Raw genomic sequence first — 18,246 nt, 5'->3', positions numbered from 1 at the left:
ATCACTTTTCTGATGGACATAGTATACTGCATCTGCCTTGTTCACTCATCTTTTCAATTTATTTACGACACCATGAACAAATATTTTGCTCAAGTTTTTTCTCTTAAGTCCATATCCATACTTGCTTTATCTATTAGCCTTGTAGGGTGTGGCAATGGTTCTTGGTGGTCAAATGATGAACCCACTCTTGAAGTTGAACATATTCGCAAAGCCATTCCAGGTCGTGTCAGCCAGCGTGAATCCTGGGCACAAGATATTTATGACATCACTGACCAGCTCGGTATTCCACAAACCAAAGAGAATATCTGTTCAATCGTGGCAGTTGTCGATCAGGAATCTAACTTTAATGCAGACCCGGTAGTTCCTGGTCTTGGTGAAAAAGCCGTTAAAGAAGTTCAGGAACGTCTGGAAGAAAAATTTAAAGATAAACTCGGTGCAAGTATCGGTGGAACAGTTGCAGGATATTTCCAGGATGTACTGAAAAACCATCCAAGCCCAGAAGACAATTATCTAAGCCAGATGCGCCGGGTCAAAACCGAACGTCAATTAGATGAACTTTATCGTGAAATCTTTGATTACATGGCCAAGCATTATCATGTAAGTGCACTGACAGGTGCAGCCAAACTATTTGGACAAAATATTGGCGAAAAAATGAATCCGATTACAACTTTGGGTTCCATGCAGGTTCATATCAGCTATGCCAAGGAATATAAACGTCAAGGGGGCAGTATTGCTGATTTGCGTAGTGACCTGTATAGCCAGTATGGCGGACTCTATTACGGGATTCATCGATTGATGATGTACCCTGCGGATTATGAAAAACCGATTTATCGTTTTGCTGATTATAACTCTGGGATGTATTCCAGCCGTAATGCAGCATTCCAGAGCATGTTAAATAGCTTAACCGATGCCGAATTGAGCCTGGATGGCGATTTACTACTATATACTAAAGATGGCGCGATTCGCTCACAAAAGAGTCAATCTGAACGAGAGCTCATCAGCGTTTTTGCAAAAAATAATTTTATTATTACTGAACGTCAGATTCGGGCGGATTTAAAAAAAGAAAAAGTTAAAGATTTTGAAGATACTATGACTTATCGTGGCATCAGTAAACTTTATCAAGAAAAAACCGGTAAAGAACCAATGTATGCAATGATGCCAGAAGTCGTGATCTCAGGCCCGAAATTGAGTCGTGAGTATAATACTAACTGGTTTGCCAGCCGTGTCGATGGTCGTTATCAAACATGCATGCGCCGCATCAAAAACATAAAACTCTAGCCTTATTTGATTTTGATGGAACCCTGTATCCTTATGACAGTTTTACAGGGTTCATTTTCTATGCTTTAAAGAAAAGGCAGATTTTAAAACGTGGCATTCGTATTCTGCCTTGGATTCAGGCTTACTATCTTAAGCTCTATCCTGCTCATGCAATGCGCCCAAAGCTGTATTACACCATGTTCAAAAATAGTCATGCGCATGAAATTCAGCAGCTTGCCGAAGAATATGCACAGCAGCTTGTTTTAAGATTAAATCCCAAGCTATTAAAGCAACTTAGACAACATCAGCAACTCGGGCATCAAGTCGTTCTCGTTTCTGCTTCACTAGATTTATATTTAAAACCGGTTTGTACTTATTTAAGCATTGACCTGATTTGTAGTGAAGTAGAAATTCTGACAGGCAAAATGACAGGTTTATACAACACACCTGATTGTAGTAAGGATCAGAAGAAAAGTAGAATCTTGGAAAAATATAATTTAGAAGATTATGCTGAAATTTATGCTTATGGAAATAGCGAAGAAGATGAGGCAATGTTATGCCTTGCACAGTATGCTTATCTGGAAGGACGAGATAAAGTACTTCCACTACTTGAAATGAATTTACCCGAGTCTGAGCTTAAAATAATTAATTAAACTGAGAATAATAAAAAACCGCTATGAATAGCGGTTTTTTATTGAAATCCATCTTACTTCTTAAACGGAAAAGCATATTTCACAATACGTTTAATTACGCTGCCATACTGTTTTACCAGACTGGCATTGTTATAGTTCAGACCATATTTTTTACATACTGCTTCTACTTTTGGCGCCATTTGACGGTAACGGCGTGCAGGCACATCTGGATATAAGTGATGTTCAATTTGATGGCTTAAATGTCCAGTCAAAATATGAAACGCTTCAGAACCAGTCAAGTTTGAAGAACCACGAATCTGGCGCATATACCAGTGACCCCGACTTTCATTTTCCATCACAGCTTTCGGAAACACTTCTACATCTTTAGTAAAGTGACCACAGAAAATAATACTGAAAGTCCAGATATTACGAAGGCCATTTGCCACCAGGTTACCTGTCAATACCGGTAATGCTGCAGGACCTGCAATCAACGGGAAGAATACATAATCTTTGAATAATTGCTTGCCAATTTTACGCTGCATTGGCTTCCATTCTTCAAGAGTTTGTTCTTTGGTTTTACGGCCTTTGAAGTATTTACCCAATTCAAGGTTTTGAATGGCTACGCCCCACTGGAATAACAAGCAAAATGGAATACTGTAAATTGGCTGTAATAAATAACCTGGTTTCCAGCGTTGCTCAGGGAACAAACGCAACAAGCCATAACCAATATCATCATCCATGCCTTTAATGTTAGTATAAGTATGATGCTTGAAGTTATGGGTTTGACGCCAGTTGTCTGAAGTTCCGACAATATCCCACTCGTAGGTTTGGCCATTGAGCTTCGGATCATTCATCCAGTCATATTGACCGTGCATGACATTATGACCCAATTCCATATTTTCCATGATTTTGGCAAAGCCTAATAAGCCTGTACCCAACAACCATGCTGGCGGGAACCATCCTGCAAATAATAAGGCACGACCTGCAATCGATGAATAACGGATACTCGAATATACGCGACGGATATATTTGGCATCTTTTTCACCTAAATCATCCAGCACTTCCTGTTTGATGGCATCAAGCTCACGTGCAAGTTCATCTAGCTCAGACTGGGTCAGTTCACGGTTTTTAGGATTTTTAAAATACTGTAATTTTACTGGCATATTCATAGGATAAAACTCGCTTATAAGTCGATGACAAGGTCAGTCTGCGCTGAGTTAACACAAATTTTTAAAAGATTACCCGGCTCGGTATTTTGTGCGCCATTGACCAGATTCTTGGTTGAACCTTCCGCTTTATTACAGGCACATTTATTACAGATGCCCATACGACAGCCATGGGTCGGTCGGATATTCTGTTGTTCCAGACTCACCAGAATCGACTGGCCTTTAGGAATCGTGACGATTTTTTTCGATTGAGTCAGGGTTACATTGACAAAACCGGTATCAGCTTCATCACTCAGACTCATGCTGAACGCTTCACTTTTGAACAGTTTTGCTGAAGCAAACAGTCGTTCCGCAGTCGCAACAAAACCTGATGGTCCACATGCATAGACCGTGCTTTGTTCCAATGCCTGTAATTGATCTAAATAAGATTCATCAAGACGTGGCGCAGCTGGTTGTTCCTGAGTTGCGAATACCTGATAAGAAAAATTTGAATATTTTTGTGCCAGCTCTTCAAAACGCGCAATGAAAGCAGCATCCTGGTTTTTCTTAACCCAGTACCATAAAGTCACTGGTGCATCCAGTTCAGCTTTATCTTTTAAAGCTTCCAGCATACTCAGCATTGGGGTGATACCACTACCCGCAGCAAGCAAAAGCAATGGGCTGTCCTGTTCTGGCAAAGTCATGTCACCGAAAGGTTGACCGAATTCAATGATATCGCCGACTTCAGCCTGTTCAGCAAACCAGGTAGTAACTTTACCCGCATTCACTTTTTTAACCGTCAATAAAATATGCTGCTGATCAATACGGGTCAGACTATAGCTACGTTCATAACGAATGCCGTTCACCACCACAAATACAGGATGATGCTGGCCCGCCTGACCGAACTGGAATAAATGATTGACACGAATCGTCAGGCTCAGCATATCCTGCGCAGCATGTTCTTTGCGCACAATCTTGCCTAAGGGCTGATTCATTGACCATAAAGGATTTAATTTCTGCATCCAGAAATTAATCGCATATGGATCAATCACACTCTCTTTCAGCGTATTTAATGGCGTTTTAAGCTTTTCGAGTACAGGCATCGTTTTAGACATCACCTTGGATTTTTAATTATTATACACTTGTATATATATTTGTATATACATTTGTATTGTTTCTAATCATTTCACAAGCTGGACTGCCTTCGTTATAATGTGTTAATGCCTTTTACTAATCACCTCATGAATGAGCCTTCAATGAAAATAAGCAGTGACGCGTCTTTACCATCGAAAAGCATTGATGAGCCCATTATTGTCCGTAGTGTGGGCCGTAAAGCGACCATTACCAAGGAAGAATTGTTCCAGGCTGCTTTAAACCTGATCGGACCACAAAAAAGTATTTCATCTTTAAGCTTGCGTGAAGTTGCTCGTGAGGCTGGAATTGCTCCGAACAGTTTTTATCGTCATTTTAAAGATATCGATGAACTGGCGATTGAACTGATTGATCGTGCCGGGATTGTGCTGCGTCAGATTCTCAATGAGTCCCGCCTAAAAGCATCGAAACAGAACAGTATTATTCGTAGCTCTGTTGAAGTCTTTATTGCTCAGCTGGATGCTGATGAAGGCAATTTAAGCCTGTTATTACGTGAAGGCTATACTGGTTCAAAATCTTATAAACAGGCAGTCGAACGCCAACTTAATTATTTCCAGCAGGAGCTTCAGGAAGACCTGATCCGTCTGGAACGACTAAATAATAAAAAATTATTTCATCCCGAGATTGCGGCCAGAGCGATTACCCAACTGGTATTTAATATGGGTGCCAATGTGATCGATATGGCACCTGAAGACCGTAAGGAAATTGCGGAACAGACCATGATCATGATTCGCATGATTCTGGAAGGTGCCCGTCATCTGGATCAATCTCAGATCCGTTAAGCTAGACACCAAAAAGACTCTTTATGAGTCTTTTTTATTACCAAGATTAAAGCTCATTCAATCTGGCTTTAACATGGTTTGCCGTCATTTCCGGATGCTCTAGTGGAAACATATGTCCGCCCTGCACCACCGAATAATCAATTTGATAAACCTTATGCATGCCTTGTGGTAAACCTTGCTGATAAAACTGGCTGCGCTCTGCTGTGATTAAATGTATCGGAACCTGGGGTGGTTTTCTTGGTGTACGCCACCACCAAGCCGGTACAGTCCGGAAAATTTCTGCCTCAATCTGTTTGGGAATGGCTAAAGTTACCCCTCCACGCTCTTGATCAGGCACAATCCCGCTTTCGATATAATCCTGAAAACATTGCTCATCAAAATGCTTAAACAGACGATTCGATCTCAGCGCTTCAACGGCGTCCTGTTTAGATGGCCAGTAATCTTTACGTTTTAGGGTAATACCTGCCGGAGTGAAACGGTCAATACTTTTTAAGTTGAGCTTTTTCACGACTTCAAACAGTGCACTGTTTTTACCAATCACGAAAGGTGGATCCATGATCACCAGTTTGGAAAATAAATCCGGACGTTGATAGGCTGCCATTAAAGTTATCAAACCACCAAATGAATGTCCCAGCCCAATCACCTTTTGATCCGGAGATTGCTGCTGGATATCCTGTATCACTTCATTTACTAGATAACGCCAGTCTTTGGTAATTGGATAGGCTGGATTCATCCCGATCAGCGGAATTGCCTTGACCTGATATTCATCCTGAAAATAATTTAAAAACTTACGATAGCTTGCTGATGGAATGCCATTGGCATGAGTAAAATGCAAAACCTGTTTCATTATTTTCTTTGATCATTTCTTTATAAAGTCTGAAAGAAGCTTAATATTGAAATGCAAAATTCTACAGAACCAAATTCATCAATCTATGACCTTTAAGTCACTATGAACTCATGTCTGGATATAGATAATTATTTTTTGGAAATAGTCAGGTTTTGCATCGGCAAAAAAGTGGCTCCACAACTGGCTTTATCTCCAGCAATGATTACAGCCCTGCCTTTGACTATTGTAGATAAATCACTAGCAATAGCTGTCACGGTAGTTTGGCACTTGGGACAGTAATGCTTCATGCCATTCAGATGCACCGCCATGCCATTAATTAAAAAAGAGTTTTCACATTCAGTGACCATACCGCCGTGGCTGGTTTTCGCGCCAACAGTAATCAATGCTTTGGACATGGTATTTTATTTCTTATTCTTAGGTGGGCTGATTTTAATCGATACAGAAAATATCAGCTAGCACGGCCCGACCAAAAGCTCAATCATGACTTTAATTCCAGCCATAAAAAAGCAGCCCGGAAGCTGCTTTCATAATTCATTAGATCTTATGGCTTAACCACGACCATTACTTGAATCGCTTCAGGTGTTACAGATAAACCTTCTAACAAACTCAAGCCTTCTTTTTGCAGCTTCTGTAAACGTGCGATTTCATCTTCACGGATACTTGGGTTGAACTGTTTCAGGTAAGTCAGACGGTCAATTTCATACTGCCATTTATTGCCATACGCTTCTTTAGCCTGCTGCCTGAAGTTTGGCAATGCTGAACGAGCTAATTCCAATGCCTGTTGATAACGCGCTTCAATCACTTCACGGCGTGCTTTCACCACCTGACGGCAGCTATTGCCATCTAAATGATGTAGATATGGTTTCAGGATTTCAGGCGCAATCTTCTGAGACAGATCCTGACCTTTTTCACTCAGCAATACACGGATCAGCTGCTGTGGCAAGCTTGACGGTAAGTTCAGTGCTTTTGGTGCAACCACATCAACCTTGAACCACACTTCCATCAATACAGAACCTTGTGGCAATGCTGCAGACTTTAAGACCGCAACGTTGGTACTACCAAAGCCCTGAGTATTGATCATTTCCATCACGCTTTCAGTGAATGGATGCTCTAAAGTTAGATATTGAGCATCTTCACGGATCTGAGCCTGGTCACGATAGAAGGTGGCTGTCATACCCTCTTCATCCAGGGTCAAACCTTGTACCTGCATCTGATCCGTTGGCTTGATGATCACCGTACCATTGCTTTGCTCATCAAAGTCGATATTGGTCGATGCCATAAAACGCTTCATGAACATTGGCAAGGTGGTATTGTCATCATAGTCTTCAAGCGCATTAACAATTTCCTGTGCCACGACGGGGCGGCAAGAATTGTACTCAAGCAGACGGTCACGACCTTCCTGCAACTCGGCTTCAAGCGCTTCACGTTGTACGCTAACTTCTTCCAGCAGATCTTCAAATTCCTGACCTTTATCTGCCAGCAAGCAATCTTTCAGGGCAACAATAAAGTTTTCTTGCAGCGTTTGCGCCGTTGGAGAAATGTTGCTGAAAATATTCAGCGCTTCGTTATACCAACGGAACATACGCTCCTGCGCAGTACCCACCAGATAAGGCACATGAATCTGGATACGGTTTTCCTGACCGATACGATCCAGACGACCAATACGCTGTTCCAAAACATCCGGATTGGCCGGTAAGTCAAACAGGATCAAGTCTGATGCAAACTGAAAGTTACGGCCTTCTGAACCGATTTCAGAACATAACAGAATCTGTGCACCATAAGATTCTTCAGCAAAATAAGCTGCTGCCTGGTCACGTTCCAAAAGACTCATGCCTTCATGGAACATGGCAGTACGGATACCTGCATGCAGACGTAATACATTTTCCAGTGCTTCAACCACTGGACCACTACGGGCAATCAGTAATACTTTTTTGTGTTTCAGATCAGTACGCAGCTTTTCCATCAACCACATTACACGCGGATCGGTTTCCATCCACGAGCCATCAAGTTGAGATTCTTCCGGCCACATCTGTTCACGTAGTTTGCCATCTTTAGACCAGTTTTCTGGCGCTGGCAATGGTGCTGGCTGACAGTCACGACCCGGGAAGCCCTGAATCGCTTCACGTGTGTTACGAAACAGGATACGACCCGTACCATGACGGTCTAGCAATTCATGAATGGCACGGAAACGTTGCTCTGGGGTATCTTCAATCGCATGACCAAGCAGGCTTTCAATCGCAGTGAAATGCTCAGCTTCCAGTGGAAGGTCTGACATCAGTACTTCAGCGATTTTAGCGGTATGCTGATATTGCTCTTCTTCATCTAGGAAACGATCCAATGAACTGAAACGTAGCGGATCAAGTAAACGTAGACGTGCAAAGTGAGATTCTACACCGAGCTGTTCTGGTGTTGCAGTCAATAACAATACGCCCGGTGTTTTCTCTGCCAGCTCTTCGATCAGATCATAACGGTCATTGCCGCCTTCTTCCTCAGACCACATCAGGTGATGCGCTTCATCGACAACCAACAGGTCAAAGCCCGCTTCAATCGCCTGTTCGCGTAGATCTTCGTGATCCACCATCAAGTCCACAGAAGCAATAATGCGCTGTTCGGTCAGGAATGGATTTAGTTCAGGATCATGCTCTTTGATCGATGCAGTACGAGCCAAATCAAATAGGGAGAATTCAAGATTGAAACGACGGCGCATCTCAATCATCCACTGATATTGCAGTGAATCCGGGACCAAGATCAGAATACGTTCAGAACGGCCAGCTTTAAGTTGCTGATGAATGATCAGACCTGCTTCGATGGTTTTACCCAAGCCTACTTCATCGGCCAGTAAAACACGCGGCGCGAAACGCTGACCGACTTCATGTGCGATATACAACTGGTGTGGAATCAGCCCCACACGCGAACCGACCAAGCCACGCAATGGACTGGTTTGCATATTGGCTTGCATCAGCAAGGCTTCAATACGCAGGTCATACCACTCTTTATAGTCAATCTGGCTAGCCAGTAAACGATCTAAAGGTTTAGACAACTGGATCGTTGCACCTACACGGGTTTCATTTAAAGCTTTACGTTCTTCTGTACCATCTTCAAGAGTACGAACCACGTGATAACGCACTACACCATTGCGGTCTTCAACTGACTCAACGGTCCAGATCGTACCTTCCTGATCTTGCAGTTCGTCATTCGCATTAAATACGATACGAGATAAGGGTGCGTTACTGCGAGCATAGACGCGAGTTTCATCGCTTTTTGGGAATAAAATGCTGACCGATCGCTCATCAACATCAATGAGAACCCCTAAACCGAGTTCTGTTTCAGTATCTGATAACCAACGTTGACCAATAGCAAATTGCTGCAATTTTTCCACCTTTATCTTAAGTACAAGATTATGAATATCAGGCTCAATCACGAAACGTCATTTGAGCAAAATTTCACACCTTCAAGCAATGTATTTTGACATAAAGCCCACTAAAAAGTGAGCATAATTCACGTCGATTAAACAAGTATTTCCTAGAATTCAGCCGGACAATTAAATTCAACTAACTGTTGTGTTTTAGGATGATAAAAACTTAAACGCTCGGCATGTAAGCATAGACGCGGACTAAGCTGTTGCTGCTCTGGCGTTGCATACAAGGTATCGCCAATAATCGGATGCCCGAGATATTGCATATGTACACGGAGCTGATGTGAACGACCGGTAATCGGAGTCAGTTTCACCCGAGTCACAGCTTGCCTCTGAATTTCAAAATGTTCGATGGCCTGCCATTCTGTAATTGCCGGCTTATTATGATTCGGTTCAGCAATATGCAGTGGTGGACAGCTTGGATCATAAATGACAGGCACATCAACTGTACCCTTGCCTTCTAATGTTCCAGCCACGATGGCCTGATAGGTTTTATCGGTTTGGCGTTCCTGGAACTGGCGAGAAATGGATTTTTGCCCTTCACGGCTTAAGGCAAATACTAAAATACCGGAAGTGTCTCGATCCAAGCGATGGATCAGCAAAGTTTTAGGTTCTAATTTGATGAGGCGATTGATCAGGCAATCTTGTAAATCTTCTGTTTTACCGGGCACTGTGAGTAAGCCAGCAGGCTTATGGATGACCATAAAATCTTCATCACGATGTATCAGATGTTCGGTTAGAAAATTACTCAAAGTTCAATCCCACGCTGATCGCGAAAAACAAGGCGGCCATAATAGAAAGCTTGAGTGATAATTACAATGCGCATTTATGTAAATGGCGATGAAATTTCCGATTATTTTAAGAAAATTACCCAATTAGCGATTATCGACGTGCAGATTGCATTACAAAGCTCACTAAATCATGTAATGACGGGTGTTCCAGCACATCTTCATAACGCAGATCAGCACCATGCGCACGCCATGTGCCAACCAGACTGACTACTGCTACAGAGTCCAGTCCATACTGCTTTAAATCAGCATAAGGATCAATTTCCAGCGCATCTATATTCAGCTGTTCAGCTACTGCTAACATGATGCCTTTGGTTGACAATACATATTCTGACGGCGCACTTAAGTTCCACAATCGGGTCAGACTATAGCTGTTCATATGATGCAAACCTTGTGCCGAAATATTTTCAATCCACTGAATATGCTGTTCCTGACTAGGCATCAAAATTGCATCATTAATTATGCAAATTTGGTCTGTCACACTTTGCAGATGTGGCAGGATCTGTTTCAGCACCGGTGTAATCTGTCCGGCGAAAATCAGTTGTGAATGAGTTGAAGCATATTCTCCAAGTTGCTGCATACCTTGCATTAAATCATCGCCATACAAATCAACGATTGGAATATCGAGTGCTTTGGCTTTATTACTGATCTGGATCAGATGAGTTATCAGGTCGCTGTCTTGTATGCCCTGCTGCATACGCAAGTTTTGCAATCCGACTAAAACCAAAACAGATTCATTTGATGTAAGCTGCCATTTGGCTTGAGATGGCGCGAGTTGGATTTTTTTGGGCATGGGGTACAGCATAGAATTCTCTTTGGGCTTAAGACAGTCAGCATTTATGGTGAGGGTATATGCTAACTGAGTTTGAAAGGTACTCAATACTTAAAAAGTCAGCAGGATAAGATTTAAACAAAGTAAAAAGGACTTATATCTACACTCAGCCATTATAGTAGTTATATGCAAACTGATTAGATGAATTTTAAACCAAACCTTTGATTTTATATGGTTATGTTATTATTAATTTTATAAAAGATTAATAAAAAATAACAATGAAAGCATTAATAACAGTTGGTTGTAAAACTGATCATGGCGGAATCATTACTCTTGGCGATCCTTCTTTTTTGGTAGCTGGGAAAGCAGTGCATTTGGATGGAATGGTACATTATTGTCCTAAATGTAATGTCCTATCCAAAGCACTTGCTTCTAATCGGGGTTTTATGGTTGTGCTCGGTAGAAGTATTGTTGCAGTAGGAGACAGGTCAACTTGTGGTTCAAAATTCCTGAAAATTTCTGATTTGGCTGTCATGAATAATGGTATGTTCTCAAGTAAAAGTGATCAATCAACACCCTATATAGCTGATAAATATATTGAAGAAAAAAAAGTAAAGACTATCAATAATATTTATTGGAGCTATGGAGACAATTTTATTCTTTTAGAAAAAAAGTCCAGATTTTTTGATGACTTAAATTTGCATATTGAAACTTCTGGTTATGCACAAGGCGATATTATTACTATCGAAATAAAACCAGAACCTTCCGAAATAAACGCATTTAACCCTTTTACTATTTCACTTGATATTGATGCTGAAGGTAAGGGGCTACTTAAAAATATTTTTCAAGGAAAAACAATAATAATTGATACGGAATACTAAATATGGTGAGTATAACTGCAAGGGCTGGTGGGCGTTCTTCAACCATACAAGCAAAAAGACCTTTATTTTCCGAATTATGGAAATATTATCCCGTAAAGATGCCAGCAAGTGATGTGTATTCTATGGTGGGAGGCCAGGCGATCGCTTTATATCAAGAAAATCCTACCGGGTATGCAAATGCCTGTGCTTTAAGATTAAGTAGATCCTTCAACTACGGTGGAATGCCAATTAAACAGTCAACGAGAGGTTATAAAGTCAGAGGAGCTGATCATAAACCTTATTTACTGAGGGTTCGCGAAATGATCACCTTTGTTGAACAAAATTTAGGAAATGCGGATCTCTCCTTCAAGCCTCAAAATAACCAAGATTTATCATCACAATTAAAAGGAAAAAAAGGAATTATTGTTTTTAAAGTGTCTGGTTGAGGAGATGCTTCTGGACATGTCACTTTATGGAATGGAAATGATTGTGGAGATAGCTGTTACTTTATTCATAATACACCTAGCATAAAAACCACAGATATTCTGTTTTGGAATTTAAGATAATGAAAATTATTGCCATATTTTTTAGTTTTCTAGTGATGAGTGCATGTTATGCAAACGATTTAAATAAATCCATATCAAATGCAGATGAGCTCAATATCAAAAATTTTGGATTTAGTTATTGTATGACGATGACTCAAGATCAAGCTCTTAGTTCGGAGGCAGCTCTAGCGATGGGCGGATATTTCCAACATGGCTCGTATGAAGAACCTGCCTATAAAAATTTAAAAAAATATATAAATCAATACATGAAAACTAAAACTAAGGTATATAAAAGTAAAGCAATGCCTGCGATATTAATGCATTGTTTAGATCTGTATAATTCGACAGAATATAAGGAAATGATTAAACAGCAGCATCACTATCTCATCCGATAGTGATTTTTATACTCGACTTGAGAATGTCAGCACCATTCTCAAGTGCCTAATGTCTAGCTCTGCTGCGCTAAAAACTTCTCAATCGCCACCTGTGCAATCTCCGCATCTTCAAATGACTTCACACCAGATACACCCATCGCACCCACCAACTGCCCTTGATACAGAATCGGCTCACCACCTTCCAACATACCGGAGAAGGTATCTATTGTCAGAAAGCCCATCTGGCCGCCTTTAATAATATCTTCAAACAGCTTAGATGGTCGGCGACTCATTGCAGAACAACGTGCTTTTTCCAGACATAAATTGGCGGTCATAGGTGAAGCACCATCCATACGCTTCATGGCAAGCAAATTACCAGTTTCATCTACGACTGCAATACTGACATTAAAGTTATTCTGAATCGCATATTGATGGGCTTGGTCTAATAAAAATTCCGCATCGCTTAAAGTCAAATAATGTTTGGTTTGCATTTTGATCTCAAATTAACTGAAGCTTCCCTCTCCTTTTAGGAAAGGGTTAGGGAGAGGTGTGATTTTTATTCACAACGATGAATACCCTCTCCTGAGCGAATATTAAAAGCATTGCTTATAAAATGAAGCCCAAGAGAAGGTTAGGGAGGATTCTAAAAAAGCAAATTTACTCTTTCATTTCAGCAAAAGTTTCTTTAGCCGCTTGAATCGTAAATTCAATATCTTCATCACTATGCGCAGCTGAAATAAATCCTGCTTCAAATGCAGATGGAGCCAGGTTCACACCACGACTTAACATGCCATGGAAGAATTTCTTGAAAGCTTCTACGTCACATTTCAGCATTGAATCAAAGCTGGTGATGTCTTCTTGATCAGTGAAGTACAGGCCAAACATGCCGCCCACTTGCTGGGTCTTGAATGGAATACCGGCTTCATCCGCAGCTGCTTGTAAACCTGCAAGAAGTTTTTCAAGTTGAGCAATCAGTTTTTCATAAAAACCTGACTCACGCAGATGTTTAAACATCTCGATCCCGGCACGCATTGCTAGCGGGTTACCGGACAAAGTACCTGCCTGATACACGTTACCTAGTGGCGCGATGCATTCCATCACTTCACGCTTACCGCCAAAAGCACCGACTGGCAGCCCCGCACCAATAATTTTACCCAAAGTCGTTAAATCAGGAGTTACGCCATAATGTGCCTGAGCACCACCTAGACCGACACGGAAACCTGTCATCACTTCATCAATGATGAAGACTGAACCATATTCATCACAGACATCACGTATCGCTTGCAGGAAACCATCAATCGGTTTCACCAGATTCATGTTCCCTGCCACTGGCTCTACGATCACACCCGCGATTTCTGAACCAAATTTTGCAAAGCATTCTTTTAAAGTGGCGATGTCGTTATAAGGAAGAGTTAAAGTATGTTTGGCAAAATCAGCGGGTACACCCGCAGAAGTCGCTTCCCCTTCGCCTTTAGTTAACAAGCCAGAACCTGCTTTTACCAGCAACGAGTCAGAGTGACCGTGATAACAACCTTCAAATTTTACGATTTTGTCACGTCCGGTATAACCACGCGCCAAGCGGATCGCAGTCATCGTTGCTTCAGTACCGGAATTGGTCATACGCACCAGTTCAATGGACGGCATGATATCGCAAATGATATCCGCCAAAGTCGTTTCATGAACCGTCGGTGCACCAAAGCTTAAGCCATCTACCGCAGCATCCTGAACAGCTTTAATAATCGCTGGATGCGCATGACCCAAAATCATCGGGCCCCATGAACCAACATAGTCCACATAACGTTTACCATCGACATCGTATAGATAAGCACCTTGTGCCTTTTCGATAAAGACTGGCGTGCCGCCTACACCGTTAAAAGCACGTACAGGTGAGTTTACGCCACCTGGAATATGTTTATTGGCTTGTTTAAATAGTTGTTCTTGCTTTGGAGATAAACTCATGAGAATCACTCAACTCAAAAATACAATAAGAAATAAAAATTAAGCTTGTTCAGCAAATAGTTCTGACCAGTCATACACACGTTGACCGACAGTAGACATTGAACGACCTAAAACATCACTAATGACTGCACAAAGATCTGCACCGGCCTCGATGACCTCTTTCGAGTTTTCCACCGTTAAACCACCAATAGCACAAATCGGTACATTTAATTTACTTTTGGCTTGTTTTAAGGTTTCCAGACCAATATTACCTGCTTCTGGCTTGGTGTCAGTCGCATAGATCGCGCCAAAAGCTACATAATTAGCCCCATCAGCAATGGCTTGTTCAGCAAGCTCAAGTGAGTTGTTGCAACTGCGGCCAATCAATACATTTTTAGGCAAACGTTCAACAGCTTCCTGAATTGAGCCATCATCCTGACCCAAATGCACGCCTACGCCATATTTTACTGCAGTTTCTAAATCGTCATTAATCACAAATGGAACTTTGTACTGTTCGCACATTTGTTTCATATATTCGATTTCGTAAGCCTGATCTTCTTTCGCTACTTTTTTACGACGATACTGAAGTACCGCAACTTCATAAGTCGCCATTGCACCTTCAAGTTTTGCTAGGAGAAGTTCAATAGGATCATCATTGGTAATTAAATATAAACCGCGCATGACTGCCGCCATTCAAAATACATACGCTATTATAGGCATAAATGGGCGAGTTTCCCCATCCTAAACACTGAATAATACCCGATTCAGGGATTAGATTATTATTTGTACTTTTTATACAGGTGATTGATCAATATCCCTATTTTCAGTGATAGGCGACTGCGAGAATTTACGTTTTAATGGTTTTATAACAATAATGATAAAGTGTTAATGCTTACGCCCTCCGACAAACGCTTTTAGGATTTTGCAGATAACTTAGTGGAGAAGTTGCAAAATTCTGAAAGCGATTTTTTTATGTCCGGATTTTACGATTCCTGTGTATAAAATTGCTTGAATACCATTAATCACAAAACTTAAAGAAAACTTTAAAATACCCAATTTCAGGGATAGGTCTACATGCATTAAAGGATTTAAATAAGTTCGAACACAACACATAAATAGAAAAGCAAAAGCTGTGTTTTATCTACCAGATCCTTTCTAGCTTTGGGTAAACCGTTTATGGGGAGACGTGTCAAAGCTAGAAAGGATCGACCCATCTAAGCAGAACTGACCATCTTATCTCTCAAACTTGGTTCATTCATCTCGTGAATATTTTCTAAATCATTCAGATAAATTAAAAATACGTCAATGCAGATCTTTCTGTTTTTTTAAATATAAAAAAAGCCCGGAGAAGGTCGCTCCAGGCTTGGAAAACTGATTTATTCAGTGAATTATACTCTTTGATAAAATACTGAATAAGCAATAAAACAATTAATAGAATAATAACTCTACACTTGCAAGTGTTTTTATCGTTTTTATTGCAATACTTAAGCATAAATCCGATAAAACGTCATAAGCCCTAACTTGGAATTTTGTCGTGCTTACGATCAACCAGACTCAGGTTACCACGTAATACATCGGCAAACATACGCCAGTCTGAAATAAAACTGTATAGCGGCTGTTTAAAGCTGGCCGGTTTATTCTTTTCAAAAATGAAATGACCAATCCAGGCACAGGCATAACCTGAGAGTAGTCCATAGGCCAGATATTTGGCTTTACGCTGACGAAGGGCTTTGCTAAAAAAATATATACCGATACTGCTGCCGGCGACATGCAAACGGCGGCTCATGATATGGCGATGTTCGGTTAGATAAAACCGGTAAAATTCATGATAGTCACGAATCGGCATTTTTGGAGAAGTCAGTTCTGCAATCTCATTGCTCGGCTGCACCTGTGCATTCATTATCATCATCCTGATCTTTTTTCTTCACCTTAGCGCATAATTTAGGCAATTAAAAGTACCTTTATTTTCATGCAATTCTGCTCCTGAATTTAGCTTAGATATTGAATTGTCATGCTTTCAATAAAAACCGGCGAATGAGATCAGTAACTTAATTTTTCCATTTCCATTTTTTTCAATCGGTCAAGTCTTACATCAGATTGGTTTTTCGTTACAATCAGCCGCTCAAAAGTCTAAAAATATTTCCGTTTCATATCGGAATTTCATGCAAGCGAATAAAAATTCAATTTATTTTTAATATTTTTCAATAAATTGAATAGACAGGATGATTATCATGGTTGAAGTTGAACTCAAGTTCCAGATTCCCGCGGCACGCCGTACTGCCCTGCTTAAGGCACTTGATCCCAAGAAATCTCAACAGATCCAGCTTCAAGCCAAATACTATGATACTGCAGACCGTCAACTGGCCCAGCATGGAATTGCCCTACGTCAGCGATTAGAAGGCAGTCGTTGGGTTCAGACGTTAAAAGCGGCAGGCAAAAGCCACATTGAACGTTTCGAGCATAATCATGATCTGGGTGAATTAGAACAGTCTCCTGAGCTGGACCTGAGTATTTACAAGCAGTCTGCTGAAGCGCAAGCCTTGCTTAATCGTGCTTTAGGTGATCAGTTTGACCAGCTGCAATTGCAGTTTGAAACCGATATTGCCCGTACCTTGCGCGTGATTGAATATGAAAACACATCAATCGAAGTCAGCCTGGATATCGGCTGTATTCGCACGCCTCATGCTGAGCAGGAGGTGCATGAAGTTGAATTCGAGTTAAAGCATGGCTCAATTCAGGATTTGCTGGCCTTTAGTTTTGAATGGGTCAAAAAATATCAGCTTTGGCTGGATGTACGTAGTAAGGCTGAAATCGGGAATTTGTTAGCGACTCATCAGAATGTAAGTCCCGCTACTTTTGCCAAAGAATTCCAGATCAGCAAAAAAGATAGTGCGGGTAAAAACCTGTGTCATCTGGTGGCCCAGCAAATGCAGCATCTATTGCCCAATATCGCGGGAATCTCCGCGCAATTGGCAGAGCAGGAACATATTGATCAGGCACAACAGGCCTTGGATCATCTCTATCTGACCCTACTTTTGTTTAAAGATTGGCATACTCAGGTTTCAGACAAATGGGCGCATCAGCTTGCTGCATTTAAACATCAGTTTGAACATCTGCAACATTTACAGCACATGCAAAACACCCTAGCTGGCTTCCTGCAAAATCCTACGACTGCAGAGAACCTGACTAAAGATATTCTCTATGCCAAAGAGAAGCTGAGCAATCTGGTGAAGTCCACCCAGAATGTGCATCACTATCTGGAATTGCTGATCTTCAGCTTAAGTACAGATGAAGCTAAACCGTTGGAATTAAAATTTGCAGCGCAAACTACCCTGCAGCAACAATACAAAGTCTTGCAGGAACAGATGAACCAGACTGATATTACCAATTTTGAGAGTCTGGATCAGCTAGCAATTCGCATTCAGGAATTAAAATTCAGCTTCCCAATTTTGACCACGATTTATGATGTCAAAAACCTACAAAAATACAGCAAGGCTTTAAATGATGCACAGCAGGCAGCAAATGAATATCAGACGCTGGCCTCTTCTGCAGCCTATATTCAACAGACCGAGCTGGAAGCCAGTGACTGGTTTGTGTTGGGTTGGCTGACTGCCAAGCAGGAAGTCTATGCACAGCGCTTACTGGAAGCGACAGAACAGTTTCTGGTCAGCCGCAAATTTCTTAAATAAGTATTTAACTGACTTTCAAAGCACGCTACGGCGTGCTTTTTGTTGCACAA

18 protein-coding genes are annotated in these 18,246 nt (G+C 41.2%); 7 read left to right on the top strand and 11 right to left on the bottom strand.

Annotated features, from left to right (window positions below; genetic code table 11):
- The first annotated feature begins 72 nt into the window (after positions 1–72).
- Both FTU46_RS09090 and FTU46_RS09085 read left to right on the top strand, forming a co-directional pair.
- Complete coding sequence (locus FTU46_RS09090; RefSeq protein WP_180104818.1) at positions 73–1,278, top strand: DUF1615 domain-containing protein; 1,206 nt, start codon at positions 73–75, stop codon at positions 1,276–1,278.
- The gene (locus FTU46_RS09085; RefSeq protein ID WP_180104817.1) at positions 1,245–1,910 is read left to right on the top strand and encodes an HAD family hydrolase; all 666 of its coding nucleotides are present in this window, start codon (positions 1,245–1,247) and stop codon (positions 1,908–1,910) included. Before FTU46_RS09090 ends, FTU46_RS09085 begins: the two co-directional genes overlap by 34 nt.
- A 53-nt stretch (positions 1,911–1,963) precedes the next feature.
- On the opposite strand, the gene FTU46_RS09080 is transcribed toward FTU46_RS09085, so the two are convergent.
- Together FTU46_RS09080 and FTU46_RS09075 are read right to left on the bottom strand one after the other, a co-directional pair.
- Positions 1,964–3,058 carry an acyl-CoA desaturase gene (locus tag FTU46_RS09080; RefSeq protein WP_004786314.1) on the bottom strand — a complete coding sequence of 365 codons (1,095 nt, stop codon included), beginning with the start codon at positions 3,056–3,058 and terminating at the stop codon, positions 1,964–1,966.
- A gap of 14 nt (positions 3,059–3,072) precedes the next feature.
- Positions 3,073–4,137: a ferredoxin reductase gene (locus FTU46_RS09075; protein ID WP_180104816.1), complete on the bottom strand. Its 1,065-nt coding sequence runs from the start codon at positions 4,135–4,137 to the stop codon at positions 3,073–3,075.
- A gap of 153 nt (positions 4,138–4,290) precedes the next feature.
- Here FTU46_RS09075 and fabR point away from each other — a divergent pair, with 153 nt between their 5' ends.
- Positions 4,291–4,968 carry an HTH-type transcriptional repressor FabR gene (gene fabR, locus FTU46_RS09070; protein WP_004786319.1) on the top strand — a complete coding sequence of 226 codons (678 nt, stop codon included), beginning with the start codon at positions 4,291–4,293 and terminating at the stop codon, positions 4,966–4,968.
- A gap of 46 nt (positions 4,969–5,014) precedes the next feature.
- Here the strand turns inward: fabR and FTU46_RS09065 are convergent, their stop codons facing one another.
- The 5 genes from FTU46_RS09065 to FTU46_RS09045 form a co-directional block, all read right to left on the bottom strand.
- Positions 5,015–5,815: an alpha/beta fold hydrolase gene (locus FTU46_RS09065; RefSeq protein WP_180104815.1), complete on the bottom strand. Its 801-nt coding sequence runs from the start codon at positions 5,813–5,815 to the stop codon at positions 5,015–5,017.
- A gap of 128 nt (positions 5,816–5,943) precedes the next feature.
- Entirely contained in the window at positions 5,944–6,210 is a 267-nt protein-coding gene (locus FTU46_RS09060; RefSeq protein WP_180013129.1) for a PAAR domain-containing protein, read from the bottom strand.
- Between the two features lie 146 nt (positions 6,211–6,356).
- A complete protein-coding gene (gene rapA, locus FTU46_RS09055; protein ID WP_180104814.1) occupies positions 6,357–9,194 on the bottom strand; it encodes an RNA polymerase-associated protein RapA in 2,838 nt (945 codons plus the stop codon).
- Positions 9,195–9,337: 143 nt separating this feature from the next.
- Complete coding sequence (locus tag FTU46_RS09050; RefSeq protein ID WP_302700667.1) at positions 9,338–9,934, bottom strand: RluA family pseudouridine synthase; 597 nt, start codon at positions 9,932–9,934, stop codon at positions 9,338–9,340.
- A 178-nt stretch (positions 9,935–10,112) separates the two neighbouring features.
- Positions 10,113–10,823, bottom strand: coding sequence for a phosphopantetheine-binding protein (locus tag FTU46_RS09045; RefSeq protein WP_180104813.1), 711 nt, complete (start codon positions 10,821–10,823; stop codon positions 10,113–10,115).
- A gap of 245 nt (positions 10,824–11,068) precedes the next feature.
- Here FTU46_RS09045 and FTU46_RS09040 point away from each other — a divergent pair, with 245 nt between their 5' ends.
- The 3 genes from FTU46_RS09040 (at position 11,069) to FTU46_RS09030 (ending at position 12,590) form a co-directional block, all read left to right on the top strand.
- A complete protein-coding gene (locus FTU46_RS09040; RefSeq protein ID WP_180104812.1) occupies positions 11,069–11,671 on the top strand; it encodes a PAAR domain-containing protein in 603 nt (200 codons plus the stop codon).
- A 2-nt stretch (positions 11,672–11,673) separates the two neighbouring features.
- Positions 11,674–12,096, top strand: coding sequence for a type VI secretion system amidase effector protein Tae4 (locus tag FTU46_RS09035; RefSeq protein ID WP_257224631.1), 423 nt, complete (start codon positions 11,674–11,676; stop codon positions 12,094–12,096).
- 119 nt (positions 12,097–12,215) lie between these two features.
- Entirely contained in the window at positions 12,216–12,590 is a 375-nt protein-coding gene (locus FTU46_RS09030) for a hypothetical protein (RefSeq protein WP_180104811.1), read from the top strand.
- A gap of 53 nt (positions 12,591–12,643) precedes the next feature.
- On the opposite strand, the gene FTU46_RS09025 is transcribed toward FTU46_RS09030, so the two are convergent.
- The 4 genes from FTU46_RS09025 to FTU46_RS09010 form a co-directional block, all read right to left on the bottom strand.
- The gene (locus FTU46_RS09025; RefSeq protein ID WP_159123772.1) at positions 12,644–13,060 is read right to left on the bottom strand and encodes a heme-binding protein; all 417 of its coding nucleotides are present in this window, start codon (positions 13,058–13,060) and stop codon (positions 12,644–12,646) included.
- 166 nt (positions 13,061–13,226) lie between these two features.
- Complete coding sequence (gene hemL / locus FTU46_RS09020; RefSeq protein WP_180104810.1) at positions 13,227–14,528, bottom strand: glutamate-1-semialdehyde 2,1-aminomutase; 1,302 nt, start codon at positions 14,526–14,528, stop codon at positions 13,227–13,229.
- Positions 14,529–14,567: 39 nt separating this feature from the next.
- Positions 14,568–15,188, bottom strand: coding sequence for a thiamine phosphate synthase (thiE, locus tag FTU46_RS09015; protein ID WP_034706393.1), 621 nt, complete (start codon positions 15,186–15,188; stop codon positions 14,568–14,570).
- Positions 15,189–16,023: 835 nt separating this feature from the next.
- Complete coding sequence (locus FTU46_RS09010; RefSeq protein ID WP_180104809.1) at positions 16,024–16,407, bottom strand: DUF962 domain-containing protein; 384 nt, start codon at positions 16,405–16,407, stop codon at positions 16,024–16,026.
- Between the two features lie 331 nt (positions 16,408–16,738).
- Between FTU46_RS09010 and FTU46_RS09005 the strand changes: the two genes are divergently transcribed.
- The gene (locus FTU46_RS09005) at positions 16,739–18,196 is read left to right on the top strand and encodes an inorganic triphosphatase (protein WP_180104808.1); all 1,458 of its coding nucleotides are present in this window, start codon (positions 16,739–16,741) and stop codon (positions 18,194–18,196) included.
- Positions 18,197–18,246 lie beyond the last annotated feature (50 nt).

This window comes from Acinetobacter sp. YH12108 (assembly GCF_013419055.1).
Taxonomy (GTDB): domain Bacteria; phylum Pseudomonadota; class Gammaproteobacteria; order Pseudomonadales; family Moraxellaceae; genus Acinetobacter.
The sequence above is the reverse complement of the archived record's forward strand: the minus strand, read 5'-3'. Positions and strand labels throughout refer to the sequence as shown.